Annotated in this window: 25 protein-coding genes; 15 read left to right on the plus strand and 10 right to left on the minus strand. The window is 62.7% G+C overall.

The genetic code is table 11. The features are described from left to right. Positions 1-2 precede the first annotated feature (2 nt). The 5 genes from HCN50_RS06005 (at position 3) to mmsB (ending at position 6,049) form a co-directional block, all read left to right on the plus strand. Positions 3-1,136 carry an aldose epimerase family protein gene (locus HCN50_RS06005; RefSeq protein WP_171708715.1) on the plus strand — a complete coding sequence of 378 codons (1,134 nt, stop codon included), beginning with the start codon at positions 3-5 and terminating at the stop codon, positions 1,134-1,136. A gap of 14 nt (positions 1,137-1,150) precedes the next feature. After that, entirely contained in the window at positions 1,151-2,035 is an 885-nt protein-coding gene (locus HCN50_RS06010; protein WP_171709184.1) for an SMP-30/gluconolactonase/LRE family protein, read from the plus strand. Between the two features lie 114 nt (positions 2,036-2,149). Continuing rightward, entirely contained in the window at positions 2,150-3,223 is a 1,074-nt protein-coding gene (gene chvE / locus HCN50_RS06015) for a multiple monosaccharide ABC transporter substrate-binding protein (protein WP_171708716.1), read from the plus strand. A gap of 85 nt (positions 3,224-3,308) precedes the next feature. Then, positions 3,309-4,871 carry a multiple monosaccharide ABC transporter ATP-binding protein gene (gene mmsA, locus HCN50_RS06020; protein WP_171708717.1) on the plus strand — a complete coding sequence of 521 codons (1,563 nt, stop codon included), beginning with the start codon at positions 3,309-3,311 and terminating at the stop codon, positions 4,869-4,871. After that, the gene (mmsB, locus tag HCN50_RS06025; RefSeq protein ID WP_171708718.1) at positions 4,868-6,049 is read left to right on the plus strand and encodes a multiple monosaccharide ABC transporter permease; all 1,182 of its coding nucleotides are present in this window, start codon (positions 4,868-4,870) and stop codon (positions 6,047-6,049) included. Before mmsA ends, mmsB begins: the two co-directional genes overlap by 4 nt. An 11-nt stretch (positions 6,050-6,060) precedes the next feature. Here the strand turns inward: mmsB and kdgD are convergent, their stop codons facing one another. Further along, positions 6,061-7,011: a 5-dehydro-4-deoxyglucarate dehydratase gene (gene kdgD, locus HCN50_RS06030; protein WP_171708719.1), complete on the minus strand. Its 951-nt coding sequence runs from the start codon at positions 7,009-7,011 to the stop codon at positions 6,061-6,063. 63 nt (positions 7,012-7,074) lie between these two features. Then, a complete protein-coding gene (locus HCN50_RS06035; RefSeq protein ID WP_171708720.1) occupies positions 7,075-8,001 on the minus strand; it encodes a LysR family transcriptional regulator in 927 nt (308 codons plus the stop codon). Between the two features lie 233 nt (positions 8,002-8,234). On the opposite strand from HCN50_RS06035, the gene HCN50_RS06040 reads away from it, so the two are divergent. From HCN50_RS06040 to HCN50_RS06050, 3 genes are read left to right on the plus strand one after another with little or no spacing between them, the layout of a single operon-like run. Further along, a complete protein-coding gene (locus tag HCN50_RS06040) occupies positions 8,235-9,215 on the plus strand; it encodes a Bug family tripartite tricarboxylate transporter substrate binding protein (protein ID WP_171708721.1) in 981 nt (326 codons plus the stop codon). A gap of 10 nt (positions 9,216-9,225) precedes the next feature. Continuing rightward, a complete protein-coding gene (locus tag HCN50_RS06045) occupies positions 9,226-9,675 on the plus strand; it encodes a tripartite tricarboxylate transporter TctB family protein (RefSeq protein WP_171708722.1) in 450 nt (149 codons plus the stop codon). 27 nt (positions 9,676-9,702) lie between these two features. Next, positions 9,703-11,202 (plus strand): tripartite tricarboxylate transporter permease, encoded by a 1,500-nt coding sequence (locus HCN50_RS06050; RefSeq protein ID WP_171708723.1) that lies wholly within the window; start codon positions 9,703-9,705, stop codon positions 11,200-11,202. Between the two features lie 110 nt (positions 11,203-11,312). On the opposite strand, the gene HCN50_RS06055 is transcribed toward HCN50_RS06050, so the two are convergent. Beyond that, positions 11,313-11,576: a hypothetical protein gene (locus HCN50_RS06055; protein ID WP_171708724.1), complete on the minus strand. Its 264-nt coding sequence runs from the start codon at positions 11,574-11,576 to the stop codon at positions 11,313-11,315. Between the two features lie 129 nt (positions 11,577-11,705). Between HCN50_RS06055 and HCN50_RS06060 the strand changes: the two genes are divergently transcribed. The 4 genes from HCN50_RS06060 to HCN50_RS06075 all read left to right on the plus strand — a co-directional run bounded on the left by HCN50_RS06060 (position 11,706) and on the right by HCN50_RS06075 (position 13,877). Beyond that, positions 11,706-12,041 (plus strand): hypothetical protein, encoded by a 336-nt coding sequence (locus tag HCN50_RS06060; protein WP_171708725.1) that lies wholly within the window; start codon positions 11,706-11,708, stop codon positions 12,039-12,041. Between the two features lie 240 nt (positions 12,042-12,281). Beyond that, a complete protein-coding gene (pqqA, locus tag HCN50_RS06065) occupies positions 12,282-12,362 on the plus strand; it encodes a pyrroloquinoline quinone precursor peptide PqqA (protein WP_072824652.1) in 81 nt (26 codons plus the stop codon). Between the two features lie 297 nt (positions 12,363-12,659). Next, entirely contained in the window at positions 12,660-13,526 is an 867-nt protein-coding gene (locus HCN50_RS06070) for a DUF6662 family protein (protein WP_171708726.1), read from the plus strand. 114 nt (positions 13,527-13,640) lie between these two features. Then, positions 13,641-13,877 (plus strand): hypothetical protein, encoded by a 237-nt coding sequence (locus HCN50_RS06075; protein WP_171708727.1) that lies wholly within the window; start codon positions 13,641-13,643, stop codon positions 13,875-13,877. A gap of 18 nt (positions 13,878-13,895) precedes the next feature. Here the strand turns inward: HCN50_RS06075 and HCN50_RS06080 are convergent, their stop codons facing one another. From HCN50_RS06080 to HCN50_RS06100, 5 genes are read right to left on the minus strand one after another with little or no spacing between them, the layout of a single operon-like run. Beyond that, positions 13,896-14,240, minus strand: coding sequence for a hypothetical protein (locus HCN50_RS06080; protein ID WP_171708728.1), 345 nt, complete (start codon positions 14,238-14,240; stop codon positions 13,896-13,898). A gap of 35 nt (positions 14,241-14,275) precedes the next feature. Further along, positions 14,276-15,070: a pentapeptide repeat-containing protein gene (locus HCN50_RS06085; RefSeq protein ID WP_171708729.1), complete on the minus strand. Its 795-nt coding sequence runs from the start codon at positions 15,068-15,070 to the stop codon at positions 14,276-14,278. A gap of 48 nt (positions 15,071-15,118) precedes the next feature. Then, on the minus strand, positions 15,119-15,847 hold the full coding sequence (locus HCN50_RS06090; protein ID WP_171708730.1) for an ABC transporter ATP-binding protein: 729 nt from the start codon (positions 15,845-15,847) through the stop codon (positions 15,119-15,121). After that, entirely contained in the window at positions 15,837-16,574 is a 738-nt protein-coding gene (locus HCN50_RS06095; RefSeq protein ID WP_171708731.1) for an ABC transporter permease, read from the minus strand. Before HCN50_RS06095 ends, HCN50_RS06090 begins: the two co-directional genes overlap by 11 nt. A gap of 2 nt (positions 16,575-16,576) precedes the next feature. Next, the gene (locus tag HCN50_RS06100) at positions 16,577-17,551 is read right to left on the minus strand and encodes an ABC transporter substrate-binding protein (RefSeq protein ID WP_171708732.1); all 975 of its coding nucleotides are present in this window, start codon (positions 17,549-17,551) and stop codon (positions 16,577-16,579) included. Between the two features lie 86 nt (positions 17,552-17,637). Between HCN50_RS06100 and HCN50_RS06105 the strand changes: the two genes are divergently transcribed. Then, positions 17,638-17,997: a hypothetical protein gene (locus HCN50_RS06105; RefSeq protein ID WP_171708733.1), complete on the plus strand. Its 360-nt coding sequence runs from the start codon at positions 17,638-17,640 to the stop codon at positions 17,995-17,997. A gap of 208 nt (positions 17,998-18,205) precedes the next feature. On the opposite strand, the gene HCN50_RS06110 is transcribed toward HCN50_RS06105, so the two are convergent. Further along, positions 18,206-19,030 (minus strand): quinoprotein dehydrogenase-associated SoxYZ-like carrier, encoded by an 825-nt coding sequence (locus HCN50_RS06110; protein ID WP_171708734.1) that lies wholly within the window; start codon positions 19,028-19,030, stop codon positions 18,206-18,208. Between the two features lie 73 nt (positions 19,031-19,103). After that, a complete protein-coding gene (locus HCN50_RS06115) occupies positions 19,104-20,030 on the minus strand; it encodes a quinoprotein relay system zinc metallohydrolase 2 (protein WP_171708735.1) in 927 nt (308 codons plus the stop codon). Between the two features lie 233 nt (positions 20,031-20,263). On the opposite strand from HCN50_RS06115, the gene HCN50_RS06120 reads away from it, so the two are divergent. Next, positions 20,264-21,148, plus strand: a complete 885-nt coding sequence (locus tag HCN50_RS06120; RefSeq protein ID WP_171709185.1) for a substrate-binding domain-containing protein — start codon at positions 20,264-20,266, stop codon at positions 21,146-21,148. Beyond that, positions 21,145-21,720, plus strand: coding sequence for a PQQ-dependent catabolism-associated CXXCW motif protein (locus HCN50_RS06125; protein ID WP_171708736.1), 576 nt, complete (start codon positions 21,145-21,147; stop codon positions 21,718-21,720). Before HCN50_RS06120 ends, HCN50_RS06125 begins: the two co-directional genes overlap by 4 nt.

The raw sequence follows: 21,720 nt of genomic DNA on the forward strand, positions 1-21,720 counted from the left end.
ACATGCCTTCTGTCCCTCGCGTGGTGCGATCCCGCTTCGGTGTCCTGCCTGATGGCACCGAGGTCGAACGCGTAACGTTGCAGGCCGCGGACGGACTGGAAGCGCGCATCATCACCTATGGCGCAAGCCTGCAGGCGTTGCTGGTGCCGGATGCCGCCGGACATCGCGATGACATCGTGCTCGGTCATGATACTTTCGAGGGATATCTCGCCCGCCGGCAGTTCTTCGGCGCAACCGTCGGGCGTTACGCCAACCGCATCGCCGGGGGGCGTTTTGTGCTCGATGGCGCCGAGGTGCAGCTTGCCGCCAACAACGGGCCCAATGCGTTGCATGGCGGGCCGGAGGGTTTTGATCGCCGCAATTGGCGGATCGTTGCGATCGAGGACGGAGATCATCCGGCGGTGACGCTCGCCTATACCAGCGCCGATGGCGAAGAGGGATATCCCGGCACGCTGGACGTGGAGGTCACCTGGCGCGTTGCGGGGCCGATGGAACTATCGCTCGAGATGACGGCGCGAACCGATCGTCTGACCATCGTCAATCTCACCAATCACAGCTTCTTCAATCTCTCCGGCGCCCGTTCGGGCCGGGACATTCTCGATCATCGCCTCACCGTGGCAGCGGATCATTTCGTCGCCATCGATGCCGGCGCGATCCCGTTGCCGCAGCCGCCCAGCGCCGTGGACGGGACGCCGTTCGACTTCCGCGCCGGTGTCGAGATTGGAGCGCGGATCCGTAACGACCATCCACAATTGCGGGTGGGCCGCGGCTATGATCACAATTTCTGTCTCGGGCCGGCAGGTGCCGAGCCTCGTTTCGCCGCGCGGCTCGTCGCGCCAGCATCAGGCCGCGTGCTCGAACTGTTCACCAACCAGCCCGGCCTGCAGGTTTATTCCGGAAACTTCCTCGATGGTACCACCGCCGGAAAGGGCGGGCGCCTCTATCGTCAATCCGACGCCATCTGCCTGGAGCCGCACGCCTGGCCCGATACGCCCAATCGTCCGGACTTCCCGACTGCGCGGCTTGCACCGGGCGAGATCTATCGTCACACCACGTCGTACCGCTTCACGCACGCAATTCAGGGCGCAATCGGGACACAATCCGAGGTAGATTCGCCCAGAGGGAGCGGACGATGATTGGTGGTCCCAGGATAGAACAGGTGCCGACGACCGTTCTCTGCGGCGAGCGGTGCCATCTTGGCGAGGGGCCGACCTACGACGCCGCCACCGATACGGCCTGGTGGTTCGACATCATTGAGCGCCGGCTGTTCGAGGCGCGGCTCGACACCGGACAGATCTCTATCCATTCGCTCGGCGTGATGGGCAGCGCACTTGGGCGGATCGACGCGCATCGCCAGCTCCTCGTCGCCGACGACGGCCTCTATATCCGCGAGCCGGCGGATGGACGAATGTCGCTATTCCGTTCGCTTGAAGCCGATAATGCCGCGACGCGCTCGAACGATGCCAGGGTTCATCCATCCGGCACCTTCTGGATCGGCACCATGGGACGCAAGGCGGAGCGGGGGCTCGGCGCCATCTATGCGTTGCATCGCGGCGAGCTGTCGCGGCTCTATGACCATGTCACGATCCCAAACGCGATCTGCTTCTCGCCGGATGGCACGATCGGCTACTTCGCCGACACAGGCGAGAATGTGCTGTTTCGTGTCGAACTCGATGCGGCGACCGGCCTGCCGCGCAGCGAGCCTGCCGCACTGGTCACGCGGCGGACCGGTGGCGGCATCGACGGCGCAGTGGTTGATGCCGACGGGCTGATCTGGAACGCGCGCTGGGGCGGCGGCTGCATCGATGTCTATAGCCCCGAAGGCGAGCATCTGCGCACGCTGCGCGTCCCGGCTCGGCAATCGAGCTGTCCTGCCTTCATTGGGCGGGATTTCTCACGTCTGCTGGTCACCTCGGCCTGGCAGGGAATGGCCGAGGATGCAAAACGCGCCGATCCCGATCACGGCCGGACCTTCGTGCTCGATGTCGCCGTGCGTGGCCGCGCTGACCCGGACGTAAAACTTGCAACCGCTTGACGGAGGAAGACCAGGCGCGCAGCCAAACGCGTGAGATGATTTGAGTTGAAGAACCGCCTTGAGCGGCCTGACGATCCAGAAACCACCGATCCTCGATGATCAAGGGAGAGAAGCATGACTAATCTGAAGACAACCTTGTCGGCCCTGGCGCTGGCAGCAACCATGGCCGCCACGGGGGTCACCGCGGCGTTCGCCCAAAGCAAGGGGACCGTTGGCATCGCCATGCCGACCAAATCGTCGGCACGCTGGATCGACGATGGCAACAACATCGTCAAGATCCTGAAGGAGCGCGGCTACGGCACCGACCTGCAATATGCCGAGGACGACATTCCGAACCAGCTCTCCCAGGTCGAAAACATGGTGACCAAGGGCGCCAAGGTGCTGGTGATCGCGGCGATCGACGGCACCACGCTGTCGGACGTGCTGAAGCAGGCCAAGGCCAAGGGCATCATCGTCATCGCCTATGACCGGCTGATCCGCGATACGCCAAATGTCGACTACTACGCCACCTTCGACAACTTCCAGGTCGGCGTCCTGCAGGCGCAATCGATCGAGCAGGCGCTCGGCTTGAAGGAAGGCAAGGGGCCCTTCAACATCGAACTGTTCGGCGGCTCGCCGGACGATAACAACGCCTACTTCTTTTACAACGGCTCGATGTCGGTGCTGCAGCCCTATATCGACAAGGGCAAGCTCGTCGTCGGCAGCGGCCAGATGGGCATGGACAAGGTCTCGACCCTGCGCTGGGATGGTGCCACCGCCCAGGCCCGCATGGACAACCTCTTGAGCGCGTTCTACGGCCGCAAGCGGGTGGATGCGGTGCTCTCCCCCTATGACGGCCTCTCCATCGGAATTCTGTCGTCGCTGAAGGGCGTCGGCTATGGCAGCGGCAACATGCCGATGCCCATCGTGACCGGCCAGGATGCCGAGGTCCCGTCGATCAAGTCGATGCTGCGCGGCGAGCAGTATTCGACCATCTTCAAGGATACCCGCGATCTTGCCCGCGTCACCGCCGACATGGTGGACGCCGCCCTTAGCGGCAAGGAGGTCACTGTCAACGACACCAAGACCTACAACAACGGCGTCAAGGTGGTACCGTCCTATCTGCTGAAGCCTGTCGTCGTCGACAAGAGCAACTGGGAGAAGGTGCTGATCGACAGCGGCTATTACAAGAAGTCGCAGATCGACTGAGTCAGGACGGCGGCGCCGGCCATAACCGGCGTCGCCACTTGCCCGCCTGCGCGGCGAGCAGAGAGATAAAGGATATGATGGCGCGATGACCGCAATTCTGGAAATGCGCGGTGTGAGCAAGAGCTTTGCCGGCGTGCAGGCCCTGCGTGACGTCAACTTTACGGTGGAGGCCGGGGAGATCCATGCGCTGGTCGGCGAGAACGGCGCCGGCAAGTCGACCCTGATGAAGGTTCTCAGCGGCGTCTACCCGTACGGGGACTATGAAGGCAGCATCATATTTGACGGCGAGGAGCGGCGCTTCCGCGACGTCAACGATTCCGAGGCGCTCGGCATCATCATCATCCACCAGGAGCTGGCGCTGATTCCGCTGATGTCGATTGCGGAGAACATCTTTTTGTCGCATCCGCCTTCGCGCCTCGGCGTGATCGACCGCGATACGGTCTATCGCCGAACCCAGGAGCTGCTTGCCCAGGTCGGCCTCACCGAGATGCCCGATACGCTGGTTACGGACCTCGGCGTCGGCAAGCAGCAATTGGTGGAAATCGCCAAGGCCCTCTCGAAGCGGGTGCGGCTACTCATCCTCGATGAGCCGACCGCCAGTCTGAACGAGAACGACAGCGCGGCGCTCCTCGACCGTCTGCTGGCGTTCCGCGCCCAGGGCATCGCCTCGATCCTGATCTCGCACAAATTATCCGAGGTCGCCCGCGTCGCCGACCGAATCACGGTGCTGCGCGACGGCCGCACGGTCGACAGCATCGATTGTCGGGCCGAGCCGGTGGAAGAGGACCGGATCATCCGCAGCATGGTCAATCGCGACCTGGCGCATCGCTTTCCGCAGCGCACCGCAACTCTCGGCGAGCCGGTGTTCGCCGTTCAGGACTGGACGGTGCATCACCCGCAGCATCCGGAGCGCCGGGTAATCAAGGCCGTCGATTTCGAGGTCCGGTGCGGCGAGGTGGTCGGGATTGCCGGTCTGATGGGCGCCGGCCGCACCGAATTCGCCATGAGCCTTTTCGGCCGCGCCTGGGGCGACCGCATCAGCGGACGTGTCTGGCTCGATGGAAGGGAGGTCAACCTGTCGAGCGTGTCCGCGGCGATTGATGCCGGGCTTGCATATGTCACCGAGGATCGCAAGCAACTCGGCCTGATCCTGGACAGCGACGTCCGCAAGAACATCACGCTGGCAAGTCTTGGCCGCGTGTCGCGGCAAGGCAGGATCGACGACATGTCCGAGCTGCGCGTGGCAAGCGAGTATCGCAGCCGGATGCGGATTCGCTGTTCCGACGTCTATCAGGAGACCGGCCAGCTCTCCGGTGGCAACCAGCAGAAGGTGGTGCTGTCGAAATGGCTGATGACCGATCCGAAAGTATTAATCCTCGACGAGCCGACGCGCGGCATCGATGTCGGGGCAAAATACGAAATCTATTGTATCATCAACGAGCTTGCCGAGGCGGGGAAGGGCGTGGTGATGATCTCGTCGGAAATGCCGGAGCTGCTCGGCGTCTGCGACCGCATCTGCGTGATGAATGACGGCGCCTTTGTCGGAGAATTCGCTGCCGCAGAGGCCACGCAGGAAAGGATCATGCGCGCCATCATGCGCAACAAGGAAATCGACAAGAAGGTACTTCAAGGAGAATTGCGGTCATGACCGACAAGACCGTTGCGCTGCCCGGGCACACCGGCTTTATCAAGAACAATCTGCGCAACTACGGCATGTTGCTGTCGCTGTTTGCGATCATGCTGTTCTTCCAGGTCATGACCGACGGCACGCTGCTGCAGCCACTGAACCTGACCAATCTGGTACTGCAGAACAGCTACATCGTGATCATGGCGCTTGGCATGCTCTTGATCATCGTCACCGGCCATATCGACCTGTCGGTCGGCTCGGTGGCGGGCTTCGTCGGCGCTGTCGCTGCCGTGCTGATGGTGCGCTATCACGTTGCCTATCCGCTGGCCTTCCTCGCCTGCCTGCTGGTGGGGGCGCTGATCGGCGCCGCGCAGGGCTATTGGGTTGCCTATTTCAAGATTCCGTCCTTCATCGTGACACTGGCCGGCATGCTGGTGTTCAAGGGGCTCGCGCTAGCGATCCTCGCGGGCCAGTCGGTCGGGCCGTTTCCACCAACCTTCCAGAAACTGTCCTCGGGCTTCATTCCCGAACTGTTTCCCGGCGCCGGCACGCTCTATCCGACGTCGCTGTTGATCGGCGCCGTCTTGGCGGTGGCGCTGGTCTACACCAGCGCCAAGAGCCGGGCGCGGCAGGCCTCCCATGGCATCGAGGTCGAGCCCTTTGCCTTCTTCGTCGCCAAAAGCGCGGTGCTGTTCGCCGTGATCGTGTTCTTCGCCGGCCTGATCGCGTCGCACCGCGGCCTGCCCAACGTGCTTGTGATCATGACCGCGCTGATCGCGCTCTATGCCTTCGTCACCACCCGCACCGTGGTCGGCCGCCACATCTATGCCATCGGCGGCAACGCCAGGGCTGCGAGCTTGTCCGGCATCAAGACCGAGCGGCTGACGTTTCTGACCTTCGTCAACATGGGCGTGCTGGCGGCACTCGCCGGCCTCGTATTCGCCGCGCGGCTCAATACGGCAACCCCGAAAGCCGGCGCCGGCTTCGAGCTCGACGTCATCGCCGCCTGTTTCATCGGCGGCGCGTCCGCCTATGGCGGCGTCGGCAAGGTCGGCGGCGCCGTGATCGGGGCCATGATCATGGGCGTGATGAACAACGGCATGTCGATCCTCGGCATCGGCATCGATTACCAGCAGGTGATCAAGGGCCTGGTGCTGCTCGGCGCGGTCTGCCTGGACGTATACAACCAGCGGCGGTAAGGCAGCGGCCCCTAGGCCGCCGCCAGCTCGCGCTTTGCGAACTCGGATGTCTCGAGGCGCGCGACGAGTGCGGCCAGTTCCTCAGTCTCGGCCGGTGTCAGATCCGTCAGCGGCGAGCGCACATGGCCGCTGTCGCGGCCGATCACCTTCATGCCGGCCTTGATGATCGAGACGGCATAGCCGCGTTTGCGGTTGCGGATCGCGATCAGCGGCAGGATGAAATCGCGCAAGCCGGCCTGCACCGTATCGCGGTCGCGGCGCCGCACGGCAGCGTAGAACTTGGTCGAGAACTCCGGAACGAAGTTGAAAACGGCGGAGGAATAGGTGGTGACGCCCATCTCCAGATAGGGCAGCGCAAAGGTCTCGGCCGTCGGCAGCCCGCCGATATAGGTCAGGCGGGCGCCCATGCGCAGATGGATGCGGGTCATCAGCTCGATGTCGCCGATGCCGTCCTTGTAGCCGACCAGATTGGGGCAGCGCTGGCACAGCTTTTCGAGCGTATCCTCGTTCAGGATCGCATTATCGCGGTTGTAGACGATGACGCCGAGCTTGGTGGCATTGCAGACCGCCTCGATATGGGCCGCCAGCCCTTCCTGTTCGGAGAAGACCAGATAAGGCGGCAGGAGCAGCACGCCGTCGGCCCCGGCACCCTCGACCGCGATGGCAAGCTGCGTCGCCATCGCCGTGCCATGGCCGATCCCGGCGAGCACCGGCACGCGTCCCCTGGTCTCGGCCACCGCCGTCGCAACCACCTTCAGGACCTCGGCAGCACCGAGCGAAAAGAACTCGCCAGTGCCGCCAGCGGCGAACAGTCCTGCCACCTCATAGCCGCACAGCCAGTCGAGATTGGAGCGGTAGCGGGTTTCGTCGAACGCGTTGTCGGGTCGAAACGGTGTGACGGGGAACGACAACAGGCCATCGCCGATCCGGCTGGCCATCTCCTTGGGGGTCATCCTGCTCATGCTCTGATCCTTCAGCGGCTTACGCTGAAGGATTAATGCAAGATGGCCGGAGATGGAGACCAATCACTGTATCGATCGATCCATTGATTGGATTGAGCCGGGTTGGGCGGCAAGGTCTCGGGCGATGCCTGCAATGGCCGGAATTAGCGGATTGTCGTTGTCGCCGCGCCAGACAAAGAACAACTCGGCGGGCCGCTGCCACTGCGTCACGACCGGACGCAGCACCACGCCGCTGAAATGGAGATTCAGTGCCGCCTCAGGGACCAGCGCCACGCCGACACCGGAATGAACCATGGCGAGGATCGAATGGATCTGGGCGAGATGCTGGGTGTAATTCGGCACCAGGCTCGCGCGGGAAAACAGCTCGACCACAAGATCGTGGAAATAGCGGGCTTCATAGGGCTGGTACATGATGAAGGGCTCGCTCGCGAGATTTTCCAGACATAATTGAGCTGCCTCTACCAAGGGGTGGCCGGCCGGTAGTGCTGCGACCAGCGGCTCCGCCGTCACGCGGAAGACGTCAAGATTGCCGCGCGGAATCGGCGGGCGGAGCAGGCCGACATCGATCTCACCGGAATCGAGCCGTTTAAGCTGGTCGCTGGAGACCATTTCCTTCAGCGAGATATCGATGTCGGGCAGTTCGCGCCGGCAGGCCGCGACCAGCGCCGGCACGTAGCTGTAGGCGGACGTCGCCGTGAAGCCGACGTTGATCGATCCGGCCTTGCCGGCCGCCATTCGCCGGGCCAGCACGGCCGCGCTTTCCGCGAGCTTGAGAAGATGCCGCGCATCGATCAGAAAACGCTGGCCGGCCGGCGTCAGCCGGACCGCCCGGTTGCTGCGTTCCAGGAGCGTCACATCGAGGACGCGTTCGAGGATCTGGATCTGCCGGCTGAGCGGCGGCTGTGTCATGTTCAGCCGCTGCGCCGCGCGCCCGAAATGCAGTTCTTCCGCAACTGCAACAAAGCAGCGCAACTGGCTCAACTCAAACATGAAATCTGTATCTTCAACCTGAGACGAGAGGCCGGTGACCGGCCGGATGTCCGCCTTCTATCGGCTGACGCGTCGCCGATCCATCCAAAAAAGGTATCGACCTATCCGCAGACTAATTCATGAGCGGCTGTCCCGTGACCTATCATTCCTGCCAACGCGGCCTCGGAGGCCTGCAGCCTGCCGGTGAAACGGCAGGAACGCGCTGAATTGCGCTTTGAAATGGAGGAAGTCCGATGTCTTTGCCATCTCTCGCCCGGGTCGTTGCTGCCGCAATCCTTTCGGTTTGCGCGCTGGCGCCAAGCGGGGCTGGGGCCCAGAATTTCGAACGGCCTGTGCGGCTGATCGTGCCGTTTGCTCCGGGCGGCACCTCGGACATTCTCGCCCGCCTGATCAGCCCGAAACTGTCGGCCGCGATCGGCCAGTCGGTCGTGGTCGAGAACAAACCCGGCGCGGCCGGCAATCTCGGGGCCGACGCCGTCGCCAAGGCACAGCCCGACGGCCACACCCTGTTGCTGATGGACGTCGGTTCGTTGGCAACGGCGCCCAGCCTGTTTTCCGATCTCACATTCGACGTTGAGAAGGATCTTGCCCCGATTTCCATGGTGATGTTCGGCCCTTACGTCCTGGCCGTCCACGAATCCATCCCGGCCAAGTCGCCGAAGGAGCTGATCGACTATGCCAAGGCCAATCCGAACAAGCTGAGCATCGCCAATTCCGGCGTCGGAGGCGCCACCCACATAACGGCCGTAGCGATGGCAAAGCAGCTCGGGATCCAGTGGAAGAACGTTCCCTACAAGGGCGGGGCGGCCGCGTCGCGCGCCGTCGTATCCGGGGAAAGCAATGTGATCATCAACGGCGCCCCTGCGACCTTGCCGTTCGTGGTGAACAAGCAGCTCACCGGACTGGCCGTCACCGGCGAGCAGCGGATCGCGTCGGCTCCCGATTTGCCGACCTTCAAGGAGGCGGGCCTGCCCGGCGGCGACGCCGGGACCTGGCAGGGCATCCTGACGACGGGCGGCACGCCGCCCGCCATGGTCGCGCGGCTGAACGCCGAAATCCGCAAGATCCTGGAGCTACCGGAAATTCAGCAGAAGATTGCCGAGCAGGGTGGCGTGGTGCGCGCCCAGTCGCCGGAGGAATTCCGCAACTGGCTCAAGGATGCGACGACCCGCTGGGGCACGATCATCCGCGAGGCCGGCATCAAGGGTAGCTGAAGGCGACCCGATGACCCGTTCCCGGATCGATCTCCAGGATCTGCTCTTCGGCCTGTTCCTCGTGGCCGTCGCGGCAGCTACCCTCGTCGCCACGCGCAACCTGACGGTCGGCCACGCTGCCGATATGGGGCCGGGCTACATGCCCCGCGTGGTCGCACTCGCGCTGATGGGCTTCGGCATCTTCTTTACCGGACGCGGGCTCTGGCGCATGCGTGTCGGCATCGCGCCCGTTCAGTGGCGGCCGCTGCTTGCAATTCTGGCTTCCGTCGGCGTTTTCGCGCTGACGGCCGAGCGCCTCGGCCTGGCGATCGCCTCCGTCGCCGCCGTGATGCTCGCGAGCTTCGCGACGCGGGAAGGGCGGCTCGTCGAGACGGTCGCGTTTGCTCTTCTGCTGTCAGGGGCTGCGGTCCTTCTGTTCGTCAAGTTGCTGGGCTTGCCGATCCCGATCTGGCCCCGCTAGGGCGGTGCGCTTCGCAGGCAGACGCATATGGAACTCTTCAATAATCTGCTGATGGGCCTTTCAACGGCCCTCGAACTCAACAACCTCGTGTTCTGCCTGATTGGCGTCGTGATCGGCACCGCGATCGGCGTACTGCCGGGCATCGGACCGATTCCGACTGTGGCGCTGCTCTTGCCCTTCACCTTCGGCCTGTCGCCTGCCAGCGCCATGATCATGCTGGCCGGCATCTTCTACGGCGCGCAATATGGCGGCTCGACCACCGCCATCCTGGTCAATGTGCCGGGCGAGACGTCATCGGTCGTCACCTGTATCGATGGTCATGAGATGGCCAAGCAGGGCCGAGCGGGAACCGCGCTCGCCATTGCCGCCATCGCCTCGTTCTTCGCCGGCACGATCGCGACGATCGTGATCGCGGTACTCAGCGTGCCGTTGTCGGTGCTGGCGCTCAAATTCACCGCGGTCGAATATTTCAGTCTGCTTGTGCTTGGCCTCATCGCCGCGGTCGTCCTCGCGCATGGTTCGGTCGCCAAATCGCTGGCGATGGTGCTGTTGGGGCTGTTGCTCGGCCTCGTCGGGATCGACGTCTCGTCGGGGGTCGCGCGCATGACCTTCGGCATTGCCGCGCTGTCGGACGGTCTCGACTTCGTGCCGATCGCGATGGGGATGTTCGGGCTCGGCGAAATCATCGCCAACCTGGAACGGCCCGCTGAAAGGCGCGTCGTCAGCCAATCGATCCGCAGCCTGATCCCGAGGCGCGCGGATTTTCGCGCCGCTTTTCCAGCCATGGTGCGCGGCACGACACTGGGCTCCGTGCTCGGGGTGCTGCCCGGCGGCGGCGCCGCGCTCCCGCCGTTCTCCTCCTACGCGCTGGAGAAGAAACTCGCGCGCGATCCATCGCGCTTCGGCAAGGGCGCCATCGAGGGCGTCGCCGGCCCGGAGGCCGCCAACAATGCCGGCGCCCAGACCAGCTTCATTCCGCTCTTGACGCTCGGCATTCCCGCCAACGCGCTGATGGCGCTGATGATCGGCGCGCTGATGATGCAGGGCATCCAACCCGGCCCGCAGATCATGACCGAGCAGCCCAAGCTCGTCTGGGGCGTCATCGCAAGCATGTGGGTGGGCAACCTGATGCTGCTGGTCATCAATCTGCCGCTGGTTGGCCTGTGGGTCTCGATGCTGAAGATTCCCTATCGGCTGCTGTTTCCGGCCATCGTGCTGTTCTGCTGCATCGGCACCTACGGGATCGCCAACAGCCTGTTCAATGTCTGGCTGATGATGGGCTGCGCCATGATCGGCTATTTCTTCATCAAGATCGGCGTCGAGCCGGCGCCGCTGCTGCTCGGCCTCGTGCTCGGCCCGCAACTCGAGGAAAATTTCCGGCGCGCAATGCTGCTCGCGGACGGCGATTTCACCGTCTTTGTGTCGCGGCCGATCAGCGCGGTGATCCTCGGCGTCGTCGCCGTTCTGCTGCTGGCGATGCTGTCGCCGGAAATCGTGAGAACGCGGAAGGAAGCGCTGGCGGAATGAGGGCCTGCCGAGCGCCTGTGGTCAGGCGTAGCGGATCACTCTTTCCGCGCATTTTGAGAAAATTCCGGACAGGTTCAGTGCTGCAGATGGTGTGAGAGCCACGTCGCCGATCATCCCGGTGGAACATGCGGGCAGGTGCTCGACCGTGGTTTGCTGCCACGCTTGTCGATCGGCACGTTGCAATTGTCGATCCGCTGCTCGTCCATCCATTTCCTGCCCATCCGCTCTTTTCCGGTCAGCGACGGCCCGCCGGCGGGCAGAGCTGTCTCCGCACTCGGTGCGATTTGGTCAGTCTGCCTGTCCTGCGCAAGCGCTCCCGATGCGACGCACAGCGCGAGAAGAAAACTGATCAGCCCTTGATAAACCGGTTCCATCTGGTGTCCTCACCAAAATCCGTTCGCCAGATAAACCTATCGATTTCACGCCGCCACCCGGAACCTGCTGACGAAGAGTCGGTTGCTTCTCATCACGTGGTGCGTGCTTCACGAGAGCAGGAGAGACAGATGAAAATGAAACAGCTCGTTATTGCTGGTTGCTCCGTCCTGGTTTTGAGCACCGGCGCAGCATTGGCGGGTCCCTGTGACACAGGCCGCTCCGCCAGTCTGAAGGATGCAGGCTCCGGGCCGGCCAAGACGGGCGACAGCCAGACGACCGGCATGGCTAAGGATACCGGTCAGCATCCGCCGACGGATACGATGAATCGATCGACAGGCGACGTTGCCGCGTCCTCTCAGGATACGCAGCGGCAGATGCAGGGCGAGCCGACGGCTGCACAGCAGGCCGAAGGTGCCAAGACGGACAGCAAGACTGCAGATAAGAGTGCAGACAAGGATTGCTGAGGTGCGAAGCTGACGTGATGGCGGGTGAGTGCTGCGCTGCCGCGGTTGACGCGATAGCGCGGCGATCCGTTCGGCCGTCTTGTCCAAGAGCGAAGTAAGCTTGTCCAAGAGAGAAGTGGTGCGTCAGACGTGCTGCGGATCTCTTCACGGAATGATCTTCCGAGCTTGCGCTCTGTGCGAGGTCAACCTAGTTTTCATGCCGGCACGAGCATCGTGCCAAAATTGCTTGGGAGGACCCTGATGAGTTGGAAGACTCCGAAGATTGTCGAAGTGCCGGTGGGCATGGAGATCAACATGTACGCCTGCGCGGCGCGTAAATAGACGCGTCGAAACGGTCTGCCCGGCTCCGGCAACGGCCTGTTGCCGTGGGCCGGGCAAGTTGTATGCCCGCAAGCTGTATGCCCCGTGGGAAGTTTTCCACCGTTTGCTGCGCGCACGATCCGGATCTCGCGACCGTGCGGAGGAAGCGGTTAAGTGGCGCCGAAATGGCCAGCGAGGCCATGATCTTTTTCCGTCCTGCTTGGATTTCACCCGTCGCATAGCTCGCCGACGGTCCCTGCATCATGCTAGGGTGCGTTCTTGGCTGACCCATTATCCCTCAGGACCCGCTGAATACGAATGCTGACGCGTGCAAAGACCCTCCAGGTGGCGGTCGTGTCTCTTGCTGCGCTGCTGCCGGCCTGCGCGGATGCAGAGGGTTTCGATACCGAACACATATTCGGCTTCATGATTGGCGCCGATGTCGGCGCAGTCGGCGAGCGAGAATTTCAAACCGAAACCACCGGAACCTTCGGCAAGAATGGCGGGCGTTATCGTGCCGTCGGTCAGGAGTTCGAATTGGAGTTCGTGCCTGTCCGCAATTTTCGCATCGAGGTGGGCAGCACGTTTGCATCCCATCTGATCAGCGGCGTGCCGGGTCTTGACGATCAGCGCCGGCTGTCATGGCAGGGCGGGTCGCTTGATTTGCGCTATCGCGTTCTCGATCGCGAAACCGGACCATTCGGCCTTACCTTCGCGACGGAACTGCACGCGCATCGCTTCGATGAGACGACGGCTGAATCTGTCCGGAGCTTTGGGACCGAATTCAGGCTGGCGTTCGATCGGGAGCTTGTGCCAGACCGGATTATCGCGGCTTTCAACTTGCTCTACGAGCCTGAGTGGACGCGCGTTATCGGCAGCGATGTGATGGAAAGGGAATCCACCGCCGGCGCGGCACTTGGCGTGCTGGCGCAGGTGCGACCGGGTTTCCTCCTGGGTGGAGAGGCGCGATACTTGCGCAAATACGAAGGGATCGGCTTGGGAGAGCTTGCGGGGCAGGCGCTGTTTATCGGCCCAACGGCATATTTCCAACTGTCGAAACTCGCGCGGCTGACCGCCAGCTACAGCATTCAGGCGTGGGGGCGTCCGGCGGGGGCAGCCGGCAGCCTTGATCTCGTCAATTTCGAGCGCCACCAGGCGCGGCTGGTCTTTGGCGTTAACTTTTAGGGCCCCTCGCTCGGCCTAAGTTCCGGCTTTTCACGGTGTAGTGAAACTTTACGCCACCGACTACGATAGCTTGTTGCGTTATCTGTTGGAGAACAATTCAAGGGATATCAGGCAATGACCCCGATAGACTTGATCGTGACCGTCTGCGCAGTGCTCTCGCCAACCACCTGCGAGGAAACCCATTTGGTCTTTTCTTCAGACGTTTCGTTGCGGCAATGCGTCATGGCTGCGCAGCCTTACATCGCGCAATGGGTGGGCGAACATCCGAAATGGACCGCGGTCAAGTGGCGTTGCGAATATCCCCGCAACAACCAGAAGGCCTCTGGTGAGCCAGTGTGGTCCGTGGGCTGAACGCGGTCTGCGACGCGGCTATTTGTTGCAGTCCTTCAGATCCTTGTCCGCGATTGAGAATACGGCATCCGCCTTGATTTCGATATCGCGAACGAAGCAGTGCCTGGCGCCACGATAGCCAACCTTGGCATCATAGCGTCCCGGCTCCACGCCCTTGATGCGCAGGCGCTCGTCGTGGTCGACTTCCTTGTCCTTGTCGTTCAGGGTCTGGTTGGGGCCCCACTCATTTTTCCCGGACGGGGAAAGCTGAAACTCCGAAATGGTCGCCGTGGTCAGATTCCACAATCGGATGCCTTTTCCCTGCGCGGCCGCTTCATTGGCGGCCGTTGACAGCAGTGCCACCAAAGCCAATACCCATCGCATCCGGTAATCCTTTCATTGCGGGGCGTCTTAAGCCGTCATTGCCTTATCAGGCGGTCTCGATTTTTTACTTTATTGAAGTTTCTCGCCTGGTCGAGGCCGATTGGAGCGATCAACCGGGCCGAATCGAGATCGGCGCCATCGAAATCGGCGTCGATAACGGTGATGCCCGTCAGGTCGGCTCCGCCGAGCTGGGCTCCCTTGAGGGAAGCGCCGGTGAGGTCGCCGCCCTTCAGCACGGCAAATTCGAGATCGACGCGAGACAGGTCGGCACCTCGCGCGTTCAATCGCTCCAGATTAGCGGACTTCAGCACCGCGCGCATCAGGCCCATCGATTGGTTACGCATGTCGGCGCCCAAATTGGCGTTGGCGATCGAAGCTCCGACAAGACTCGCGCCGGTGAGATCGGCAGCGACACGTGCGCCCGAGAGATCGGCGCCGTCAAGGCGGGCGCGAACCATCTGCGAGGCGAACAGGTTTGCGCTCCTGAGGCTTGCGCCGGTCAGGTCGGCGTCGAGCAGCCATGCCTGATCGAGGATGGTGCGGTCGAGTTTGGCCCCGGCGAGCTTTGTCTTGTTGAGCTTGGCCGCGCGGAAAATTGCGCCGGACAGGTCGAGCCCGGAGAGGTCGAGGCCGGACAATCTCTTTCCCGTGAAATCGGCGGGCGCCGTGCTGGTCGCCGCAGCGAGCGCGGCCTCGACCTCTCCGCGGCTCAGTTCGGCCGAGGCCATATCGGGCGACGACAGGTCAACATGACGCATCATGTCCTGCGCCGCCGCCGTTACAGCCACAAGCGCAAGGCCAAGCGCTGCAATCCCGATCGAGCGTTTCATCGTCAACCTCAATCGATGACGCATCCTAGCACCGGCCGCCGGCACTGCCTATGAGGCATCCTGCTTGGCGGGAGATCCATTGATCCGCCGCATGATTTCCGACTTGATCGCAGCAGTCTCGGCGTCCCCACGTGCGCTGCGCGGCGTGCGGATAGGCACGTCGGCGAGAATCCGGGCCGGCCGCGGCGACAGCAGGATCACGCGATCCCCGAGGCGAACCGCGTCGTCCACGTCGTGGGTGACCAGCAGCGTTATCATGGAGCGGCCGTCCATCAAGATGGCAATCTCGTCACGTAGACGGGCGGCGAGGGCGGCATCGAGCGAGGCGAGCGGCTCGTCGAGAATGAGCAATTGCGGCTCAACGGCAAATGCGCGGGCGAGGGCGACGCGCCGGGCGAGGCCGAGCGACAGCTCGCCGGGAAAATGGTTGCGGTGTGCTTTCAGCTCAAGAATTTCGAAGAGTGCTGAAAGCTTCGCGTCATCGGCGAGCGGCGCGGCGATTCGGACATTGTCCTCAACCGACCGCCACGGCAATAGTCGCGGCTCCTGGAACACGAAGCCGATCCGCGCGCCGGCAGGACGCGCGATGCGCCCTTGAAAGTCGGGGTCGAGGCCGGCGAGAATCCGCAGCATCGTGCTCTTGCCGCAGCCGGATGGACCGACCAATACGCCAGCCTCTCCCGCATTAAGCGCAAAGGTCACGCCGGCGATCACGTCGTGCTGTTCGCCCGCCGCGCTCTTGAACGTCTTGCCGGCGATATCGACTTCAAGCCGCACGGGGACGCCACCGGGATGCCCGGGCCTCAAATGGCTGCACCAGCAAGGTTTCAATGAGGAGCACGATCGCCGCGAAGCTCAGCGAGTAAGCCAGCAATAGCGGAATGTCGAATAGTTGGAACGCCACGCCAATCTCGAAACCAACGCCATTGGGGCGCCCAAGTAATTCCGCAACAAGCACGATCTTCCAGACCAGCGAAAGCCCTGATCGTGCGGCGGCTGCGACGTAGGGCGATAGTTGCGGCAGAACGACGTGTCGGAATTTGCTCCAGGGCGGCAACGCAAACACGGATGCCATTTCATCAAGTGCCGCGTCGAGGGCCCGCGCCCCTTCACGCAGCGTAACGACGGCGGTCGGGAGCTTGTTGATGGCGATTGCCGCAATGGCGGCGACTTCAGTCAATCCGGCCCAGATGTAGGCGAGCACGATGACCACGAGCGCCGGCAGATTGAGCAGCAAGATCAGCCATGGATCGCCCAGCCGATCGGCGAGCCGTACCCGGCCCATCAGGTATCCGATGGCCGCGCCCAGCGCCATCGCCAGCGTGAAGGCGAGCGCAACGCGCGCCAATGTCGCGCCGAGATGGAAAAACAGGTCGCCCGACCTGGCTTCCGCAGCCATCACCCCGAGCACGGCGGGGGGAGGTGGCAGCTTCGCGTCGCCGGCCAGCAGCGCGGCGATCCACCAGATCGCGAGAAACACAGCGAATGACAGCAGGCGCGGCATCCTCAACCTCCCGGTATCGCGTGATAGAATGTTCCGGAATCGAGTTCAGGCGCCGATCCGACAAGTTCGGGCCCGCCGATTTCAGCGAGCACGCGGTAGAGAATGCGTGCGTCGGCTTCCTCGTCGGCGACCGGACGACGCGGAATTCCCTCCCGGTAGCGATCGCGGTAGGCACGCAACGTTGCGGCGTCGGGAGCGCCGGTCAGCGACGCAATTTTCTCCCACTCCGCATCCGAGGTCGACAGGATCTCTTTCGCCACGCGGGTCATGGCGATGAAGCGGGCAATTTTGTCCCGGTTCGCGTTCGCCCATTTTTCGTCGAAGACATAGCCGATCATCGCGGTACGGCCTTTGGCGCCCAGTTTCGGCAAGAGATCCTCAATGCCGGCGAGGCGGCGGAAGCCTTTCGCTTCCAGCGCCGCGCAGAAATTCCAGTAGTTCAAGGTTGCATCCATTTCGCCGCTGAGCGTCTTAGCGGCCAGTAGCGGTGGCGCGCCGTAGGCGATTTTCGCGTCCGATTTCAGATCGATGCCGCCTTGCTTCAACCATGCCAGCAGCAGCAGCCAGTTCTTATCGATCGGCCCGCCCGCGACGGCGAGCTTGCGTCCCTTGAGATCGGCGAGGGTCTGGATCGGCGATGAGGCAGGGACCATTACGGCGCCGAGCGCGCTCGAATAGGGGTAGAACGTCAGCTTGGCGCCAAGTCCGCGTTCGCGCGACACCCAAAGCCAGTCGGTGACGACAATGTCGGCATTCCCGGCGCGAAGCGCGATCTTGCCTGCCTCAGGGCTCGCCAGCTCGAGAACCTCAACCGAAAGGTTGGCCTGCTTGTCGAGGCCGTGCGCACGGATCACGGCCAGTTCCCAGGCGAATGTTCCGGTCTTCTGCACCGCAACGCGCAAGGCCTCGGCATAGCAGCACGTGCCAAGTGAGACGAAGACAACCACAGCAAGTAGCATGCGAACAAAATGCGTCATTGTACCTTGAACCGTTTCCGCGAACGTCTGCTTTTCAGGAGACAAGTCATAGCATAGCTTGCATGGTTAGCCGCGGGAGGAAGACGATGACGCTTGTCGGATCGGTACGACGTATTGTCGCCGTGTGGATGCCGCTGACGACGATGGTAGTGATCGCGCACGCCGAGGACGTCAATGATTATCCGACATCGGCGCGCGTCGAATACGTTTTCGGCTGTCTGAAGGCGAATGGCGAGACACGCCAGGCGATCGAGCAATGCTCCTGTTCGGTTGATGTTGTCGCTTCGCTCGTGCCCTATGCGCGCTATGTCACGGCCGAAACCGTGCTCAGTATGTCGCAGGTTCGGGGAAATCTGGGCGAGCAGTTCCGCACGTCGGAGCAGGCGGCAAGCGCGCTCAATGAGCTCAGGCGCGCGCAGGCCGAAGCGGAGGTACGCTGCTTCTGAAGCGGAGCGGTCGCCGCTTCCGAGACGCGACCCGGGACAGAGTAGCACCTGCGTCCCGGACCCGGTGCAGCGCGACAGCGCTGCTCGGCATAGCCGGGACCCATCGCGGACATTGCACGCGCTGGTGACATGGGCCCCGGCTCTGCAGCGCATCACTCGCGTGCTGCGCTGCGTCCGAGGCACGAGAGAAATAGCTGACGCCCGATAGTCAAATGCCCGAATCGTCGATTTTCCAGTCGCGCTGGAAGACGTGTCCTTCGGTATCCTTTGCCTCGGCGCGGAAGCGTTTTGCGCCATTCGACACGTAGGTAAACCTGATATTGGGGTCCTCCGAAATCGAAATGCCGCCTTCCATCGTCAACACCAGGCTGTCGTCCTGCCAGAGCCGCAGTTCGTTGACGAAAAACGCCGGGACATAGAGCTGCGTGACTTGGTCCATCTGCAGGCCGGAATTGTTGGGATGCCCGATCATGATCTGGGCCTCGCGGACGCCGCTGGCGGGACCTTCACCGGCTTTTGCGAATTGCCGGTAGCGCATCTGGCCGAGCCTGGCCTTGGCCTCGTCGGCGTTCTTGGCGGCGGGCGCCGAACAGCCGCCGGACGCTTTCACATAGGTCTTGACCATGTAAAGTTGACCATCGCTGAGTTCGGCGACCGCATGAACATCGGTGTAATTGTTGACGCGGACACGGGTGGAGATTTCCGACACCTTCGCGTCCGGCCCGAGCTGAAATTTTGCCGCCATCGGCGCGGGGTTCTGGTCGATGACCAGGGTAATGCTCAGCACCTGCCGGCTGTCACTGGCCGAAAGCTTGGTTCGCAAGATCACCGGGACGATGGCGGCATCCTCGGCACGCGCCGGCATTTCGATGGCAATCACGTCGCTGCCGTCGCTTATGGCGCGGTTGTTGAAGATGTCCTGGACCAGGCCGGGCCAGGGGTCGGTGGCAGCCGGCGTTGCCGCGAACGCCAGCGGCGCGCCGAACAGCAGCAGGCCGGCGATACCGAGCAGGCGGAAAAGATATCCGGGCATGCACCACCTTTCGCGAGGAGGGAAGCAACGAGCGCAATATAGGGCAACGCGTGCACGTAGGGCAATGCGCGCGCTATTCCCACTCAATTTCCGAGAATGCTGCGGTTGCGTTGCGGGCGTTGTAGTCGTCGAACAATTCCCATCGCGATCGCTCGGAGCCCGCGGCTTTTGCTGCCGCCGCTGCTATCGGCTCGCCGCGGTTGATGAGGCCACGGATGTCTGAAGCCAGCGTTTCAAGGTAGCGGCGCTCGTCGGCGAGGGCGCCGGGCCATTCGCTCACGGCGCCGTGACCGGGAACCACGCGTTGCGCGGGCAGGAAGCCAAGCTCGCCGATGACACCGAGCCAGCCGCGAATGCTGCCGTCCAGCACCGGCGTGTGAGCCAGAAACAGCAGATCGCCTGCAAACAGGGTTCCGGATTTTTCATCCAGCACCGTGAGATCGCAATCGCTGTGCGCGGCCGGCCACGCACGCAAGACCAGCCTTCGCCCGCCGAGATCCAGGTTGAGCGTGCCGCTGACGAGCAACGTTGGCGACACGATGCGTATTTCGTCGATTAACTGGTCTCCCATGGTGCGGCGAAATGCATCGAGATAGAATTGCCCGCGTGCGGCCAACATACGCGGCAGGTTGGCATGGCCGACAAAGGTCGTTCCCTTCTGCACGAAGGCGCCGTTGCCGAAAACGTGATCGGGATGGCCGTGGGTATTGATGACGTAGCGAATCGGTTTGTCGGTCCGCGCGCGAATAGCCGCCATCAATTGTCGTCCCTCGCGGAGACTGCCGCCCGTATCGATCACCGCGACCGCATCTTCGCCGATGATGAAACCGACATTGGCAATCGCGCCGTCATTCTCGCGCGTCATGTGTGCGGTTTGGCCATTGTGTACGAATAAGCCATCCGCAATGGAATTGACGGCTAACGTCTGTTCCTGCGCGAACGAGACGGTTGGCGCAGCGATCGTCGCGAGCACGGCAAGGATCAATGCGCGATAAGCCATATTTCGGCCTCCGTCTCACACGACGCGGCGATCGCCGAGTCCGATTTCGTCGCGGCTGGGTTTGCGTCGCAGCACGGGCGACGGGTGGTTCGCGACGGGATTATTCCTGTTGCGCGGCCCAATTGACAAGCATAGCATTTTCCGTGTTTGCAGCTTCGACGGAACTTCGTTCGTCGAGGTCGCAGATCGTTTTGGAAATCGACAACAATGGCGAGCCGGAAGTGCAGCTTTCGATAACACATGCCAGACAGAAACGCTGGCTGGCGATTTCCCTCGCGGCGATTCTTGCCGTGCTCCTCGCGCGCGATCTTGCGTACGCGCAGATCAAGGAAGGCGGCGATCTGTCGATTGAACTCGTCGATCCCAAGGTGCTGCGGGTCTGCGCCGATCCGCACAATTTGCCGTTCTCCAACGAAAAGGGCGAGGGATTCGAGAACAAGCTCGCCGAGCTGTTCGCCGAGAAGCTGCAAAAGAAGCTGGACTACGTGTACTTTCCGCAGGCCACGGGCTTCGTACGGATGACGCTTGGCGCCCATCGATGTGACGTCATCATGGGTTTCCCGCAGGGCGACGATCTCGTGCAGGGGACCAATCCCTATTACCGCACCGCCTATGCGCTGGTTGCCAAGCAGGGCAGCGGCCTCGAAGACGTCGCGACGCTGGAAGACGAGCGCCTGAAGGGCAAGCATATCGGCATCGTCGCCGGCACGCCGCCTGCCACGAACATGGCGGTCAATGGCTTGATGGCCAACGCCAAGCCATATCAGTTGATGGTCGATACCCGCCTGGACTCCTCGGCAGAGGCGATGATCGCCGACCTGATGTCCGGTCAGATCGACGCCGGCATTCTCTGGGGGCCGATGGCAGGCTTCTATGCGAAGAAGGCGAACCCGCCGCTTCACGTCACGCCGCTTGTGAAGGAAAAGACAGGTCCGCGGCTGGCATATCGCATCGGCATGGGGGTGCGCGCGGCCGATCAGAACTGGAAGCGGTCGCTCAACCGCCTGATCCAGGAGAACCAGCCTGCCATTAACAAGATCCTGCTGGACTTCGGCGTTCCCTTGCTCGACGAGAACGACCGGCCGATCGGCGCGGAGACGGCAACGAAAGTGCAATGAGGCAATCGCTCGCAGGCCTGATCCTTGCGGCATTCACGTTCATCGTCTCCGTCCTTGCACAGGACAAGCCTCCGGAGCCCGATGGGTACCGTACGGAAGATTACCGTGCGCCCGTTCCGGCGACCCTTGCCGGCGTGCGTGTTCTGACCACTGCGGAGGCCGCGTCGATCTGGCGAGCCAAGACCGGCGTGTTCATCGACGTCATGCCTCGCGCACCGAAGCCGGAAAACCTTCCCCAGGGCACGATATGGCGCGACCAGCCGCGGCTCAACATTCCCGGCAGCATGTGGCTGCCGGACACCGGCTACGGAAAGCTCGCGGCGGCGACGGAAGAGTATCTGCGGCGCGGGCTCGTTCGCGCGACGGCAGGCAACGATGCCGCACTGGTGGTGATTTACTGCCAGGCTGATTGCTGGATGTCCTGGAATGCGGCCAGGCGAATCCGGACCTATGGCTATTCCAATGTGGCGTGGTACCCGGAAGGAACCGACGGCTGGCAACGTGCTGGCTTGGATTTGATGGAGTCGCAGCCGGAGCCGCGGACGGTTGAGGAGACTTCGTCGACGCGTTAG

The organism is Bradyrhizobium archetypum (assembly GCF_013114835.1).
GTDB lineage: Bacteria > Pseudomonadota > Alphaproteobacteria > Rhizobiales > Xanthobacteraceae > Bradyrhizobium > Bradyrhizobium archetypum.

Excerpts from the sequence above, each read along its gene's own strand:
- HCN50_RS06005 (WP_171708715.1), top strand. The coding sequence starts at position 3 with ATGCCTTCTGTCCCTCGCGTGGTGCGATCCCGCTTCGGTGTCCTGCCT.
- chvE (WP_171708716.1), top strand. The coding sequence starts at position 2,150 with ATGACTAATCTGAAGACAACCTTGTCGGCCCTGGCGCTGGCAGCAACC.
- mmsA (WP_171708717.1), top strand. The coding sequence starts at position 3,309 with ATGACCGCAATTCTGGAAATGCGCGGTGTGAGCAAGAGCTTTGCCGGC.
- mmsB (WP_171708718.1), top strand. The coding sequence starts at position 4,868 with ATGACCGACAAGACCGTTGCGCTGCCCGGGCACACCGGCTTTATCAAG.
- kdgD (WP_171708719.1), bottom strand. The coding sequence starts at position 7,011 with ATGAGCAGGATGACCCCCAAGGAGATGGCCAGCCGGATCGGCGATGGC.
- HCN50_RS06035 (WP_171708720.1), bottom strand. The coding sequence starts at position 8,001 with ATGTTTGAGTTGAGCCAGTTGCGCTGCTTTGTTGCAGTTGCGGAAGAA.
- HCN50_RS06040 (WP_171708721.1), top strand. The coding sequence starts at position 8,235 with ATGTCTTTGCCATCTCTCGCCCGGGTCGTTGCTGCCGCAATCCTTTCG.
- HCN50_RS06045 (WP_171708722.1), top strand. The coding sequence starts at position 9,226 with ATGACCCGTTCCCGGATCGATCTCCAGGATCTGCTCTTCGGCCTGTTC.
- HCN50_RS06050 (WP_171708723.1), top strand. The coding sequence starts at position 9,703 with ATGGAACTCTTCAATAATCTGCTGATGGGCCTTTCAACGGCCCTCGAA.
- HCN50_RS06055 (WP_171708724.1), bottom strand. The coding sequence starts at position 11,576 with ATGGAACCGGTTTATCAAGGGCTGATCAGTTTTCTTCTCGCGCTGTGC.
- HCN50_RS06060 (WP_171708725.1), top strand. The coding sequence starts at position 11,706 with ATGAAAATGAAACAGCTCGTTATTGCTGGTTGCTCCGTCCTGGTTTTG.
- pqqA (WP_072824652.1), top strand. The coding sequence starts at position 12,282 with ATGAGTTGGAAGACTCCGAAGATTGTCGAAGTGCCGGTGGGCATGGAG.
- HCN50_RS06070 (WP_171708726.1), top strand. The coding sequence starts at position 12,660 with ATGCTGACGCGTGCAAAGACCCTCCAGGTGGCGGTCGTGTCTCTTGCT.
- HCN50_RS06075 (WP_171708727.1), top strand. The coding sequence starts at position 13,641 with ATGACCCCGATAGACTTGATCGTGACCGTCTGCGCAGTGCTCTCGCCA.
- HCN50_RS06080 (WP_171708728.1), bottom strand. The coding sequence starts at position 14,240 with ATGCGATGGGTATTGGCTTTGGTGGCACTGCTGTCAACGGCCGCCAAT.
- HCN50_RS06085 (WP_171708729.1), bottom strand. The coding sequence starts at position 15,070 with ATGAAACGCTCGATCGGGATTGCAGCGCTTGGCCTTGCGCTTGTGGCT.
- HCN50_RS06095 (WP_171708731.1), bottom strand. The coding sequence starts at position 16,574 with ATGCCGCGCCTGCTGTCATTCGCTGTGTTTCTCGCGATCTGGTGGATC.
- HCN50_RS06100 (WP_171708732.1), bottom strand. The coding sequence starts at position 17,551 with ATGACGCATTTTGTTCGCATGCTACTTGCTGTGGTTGTCTTCGTCTCA.
- HCN50_RS06105 (WP_171708733.1), top strand. The coding sequence starts at position 17,638 with ATGACGCTTGTCGGATCGGTACGACGTATTGTCGCCGTGTGGATGCCG.
- HCN50_RS06110 (WP_171708734.1), bottom strand. The coding sequence starts at position 19,030 with ATGCCCGGATATCTTTTCCGCCTGCTCGGTATCGCCGGCCTGCTGCTG.
- HCN50_RS06115 (WP_171708735.1), bottom strand. The coding sequence starts at position 20,030 with ATGGCTTATCGCGCATTGATCCTTGCCGTGCTCGCGACGATCGCTGCG.
- HCN50_RS06125 (WP_171708736.1), top strand. The coding sequence starts at position 21,145 with ATGAGGCAATCGCTCGCAGGCCTGATCCTTGCGGCATTCACGTTCATC.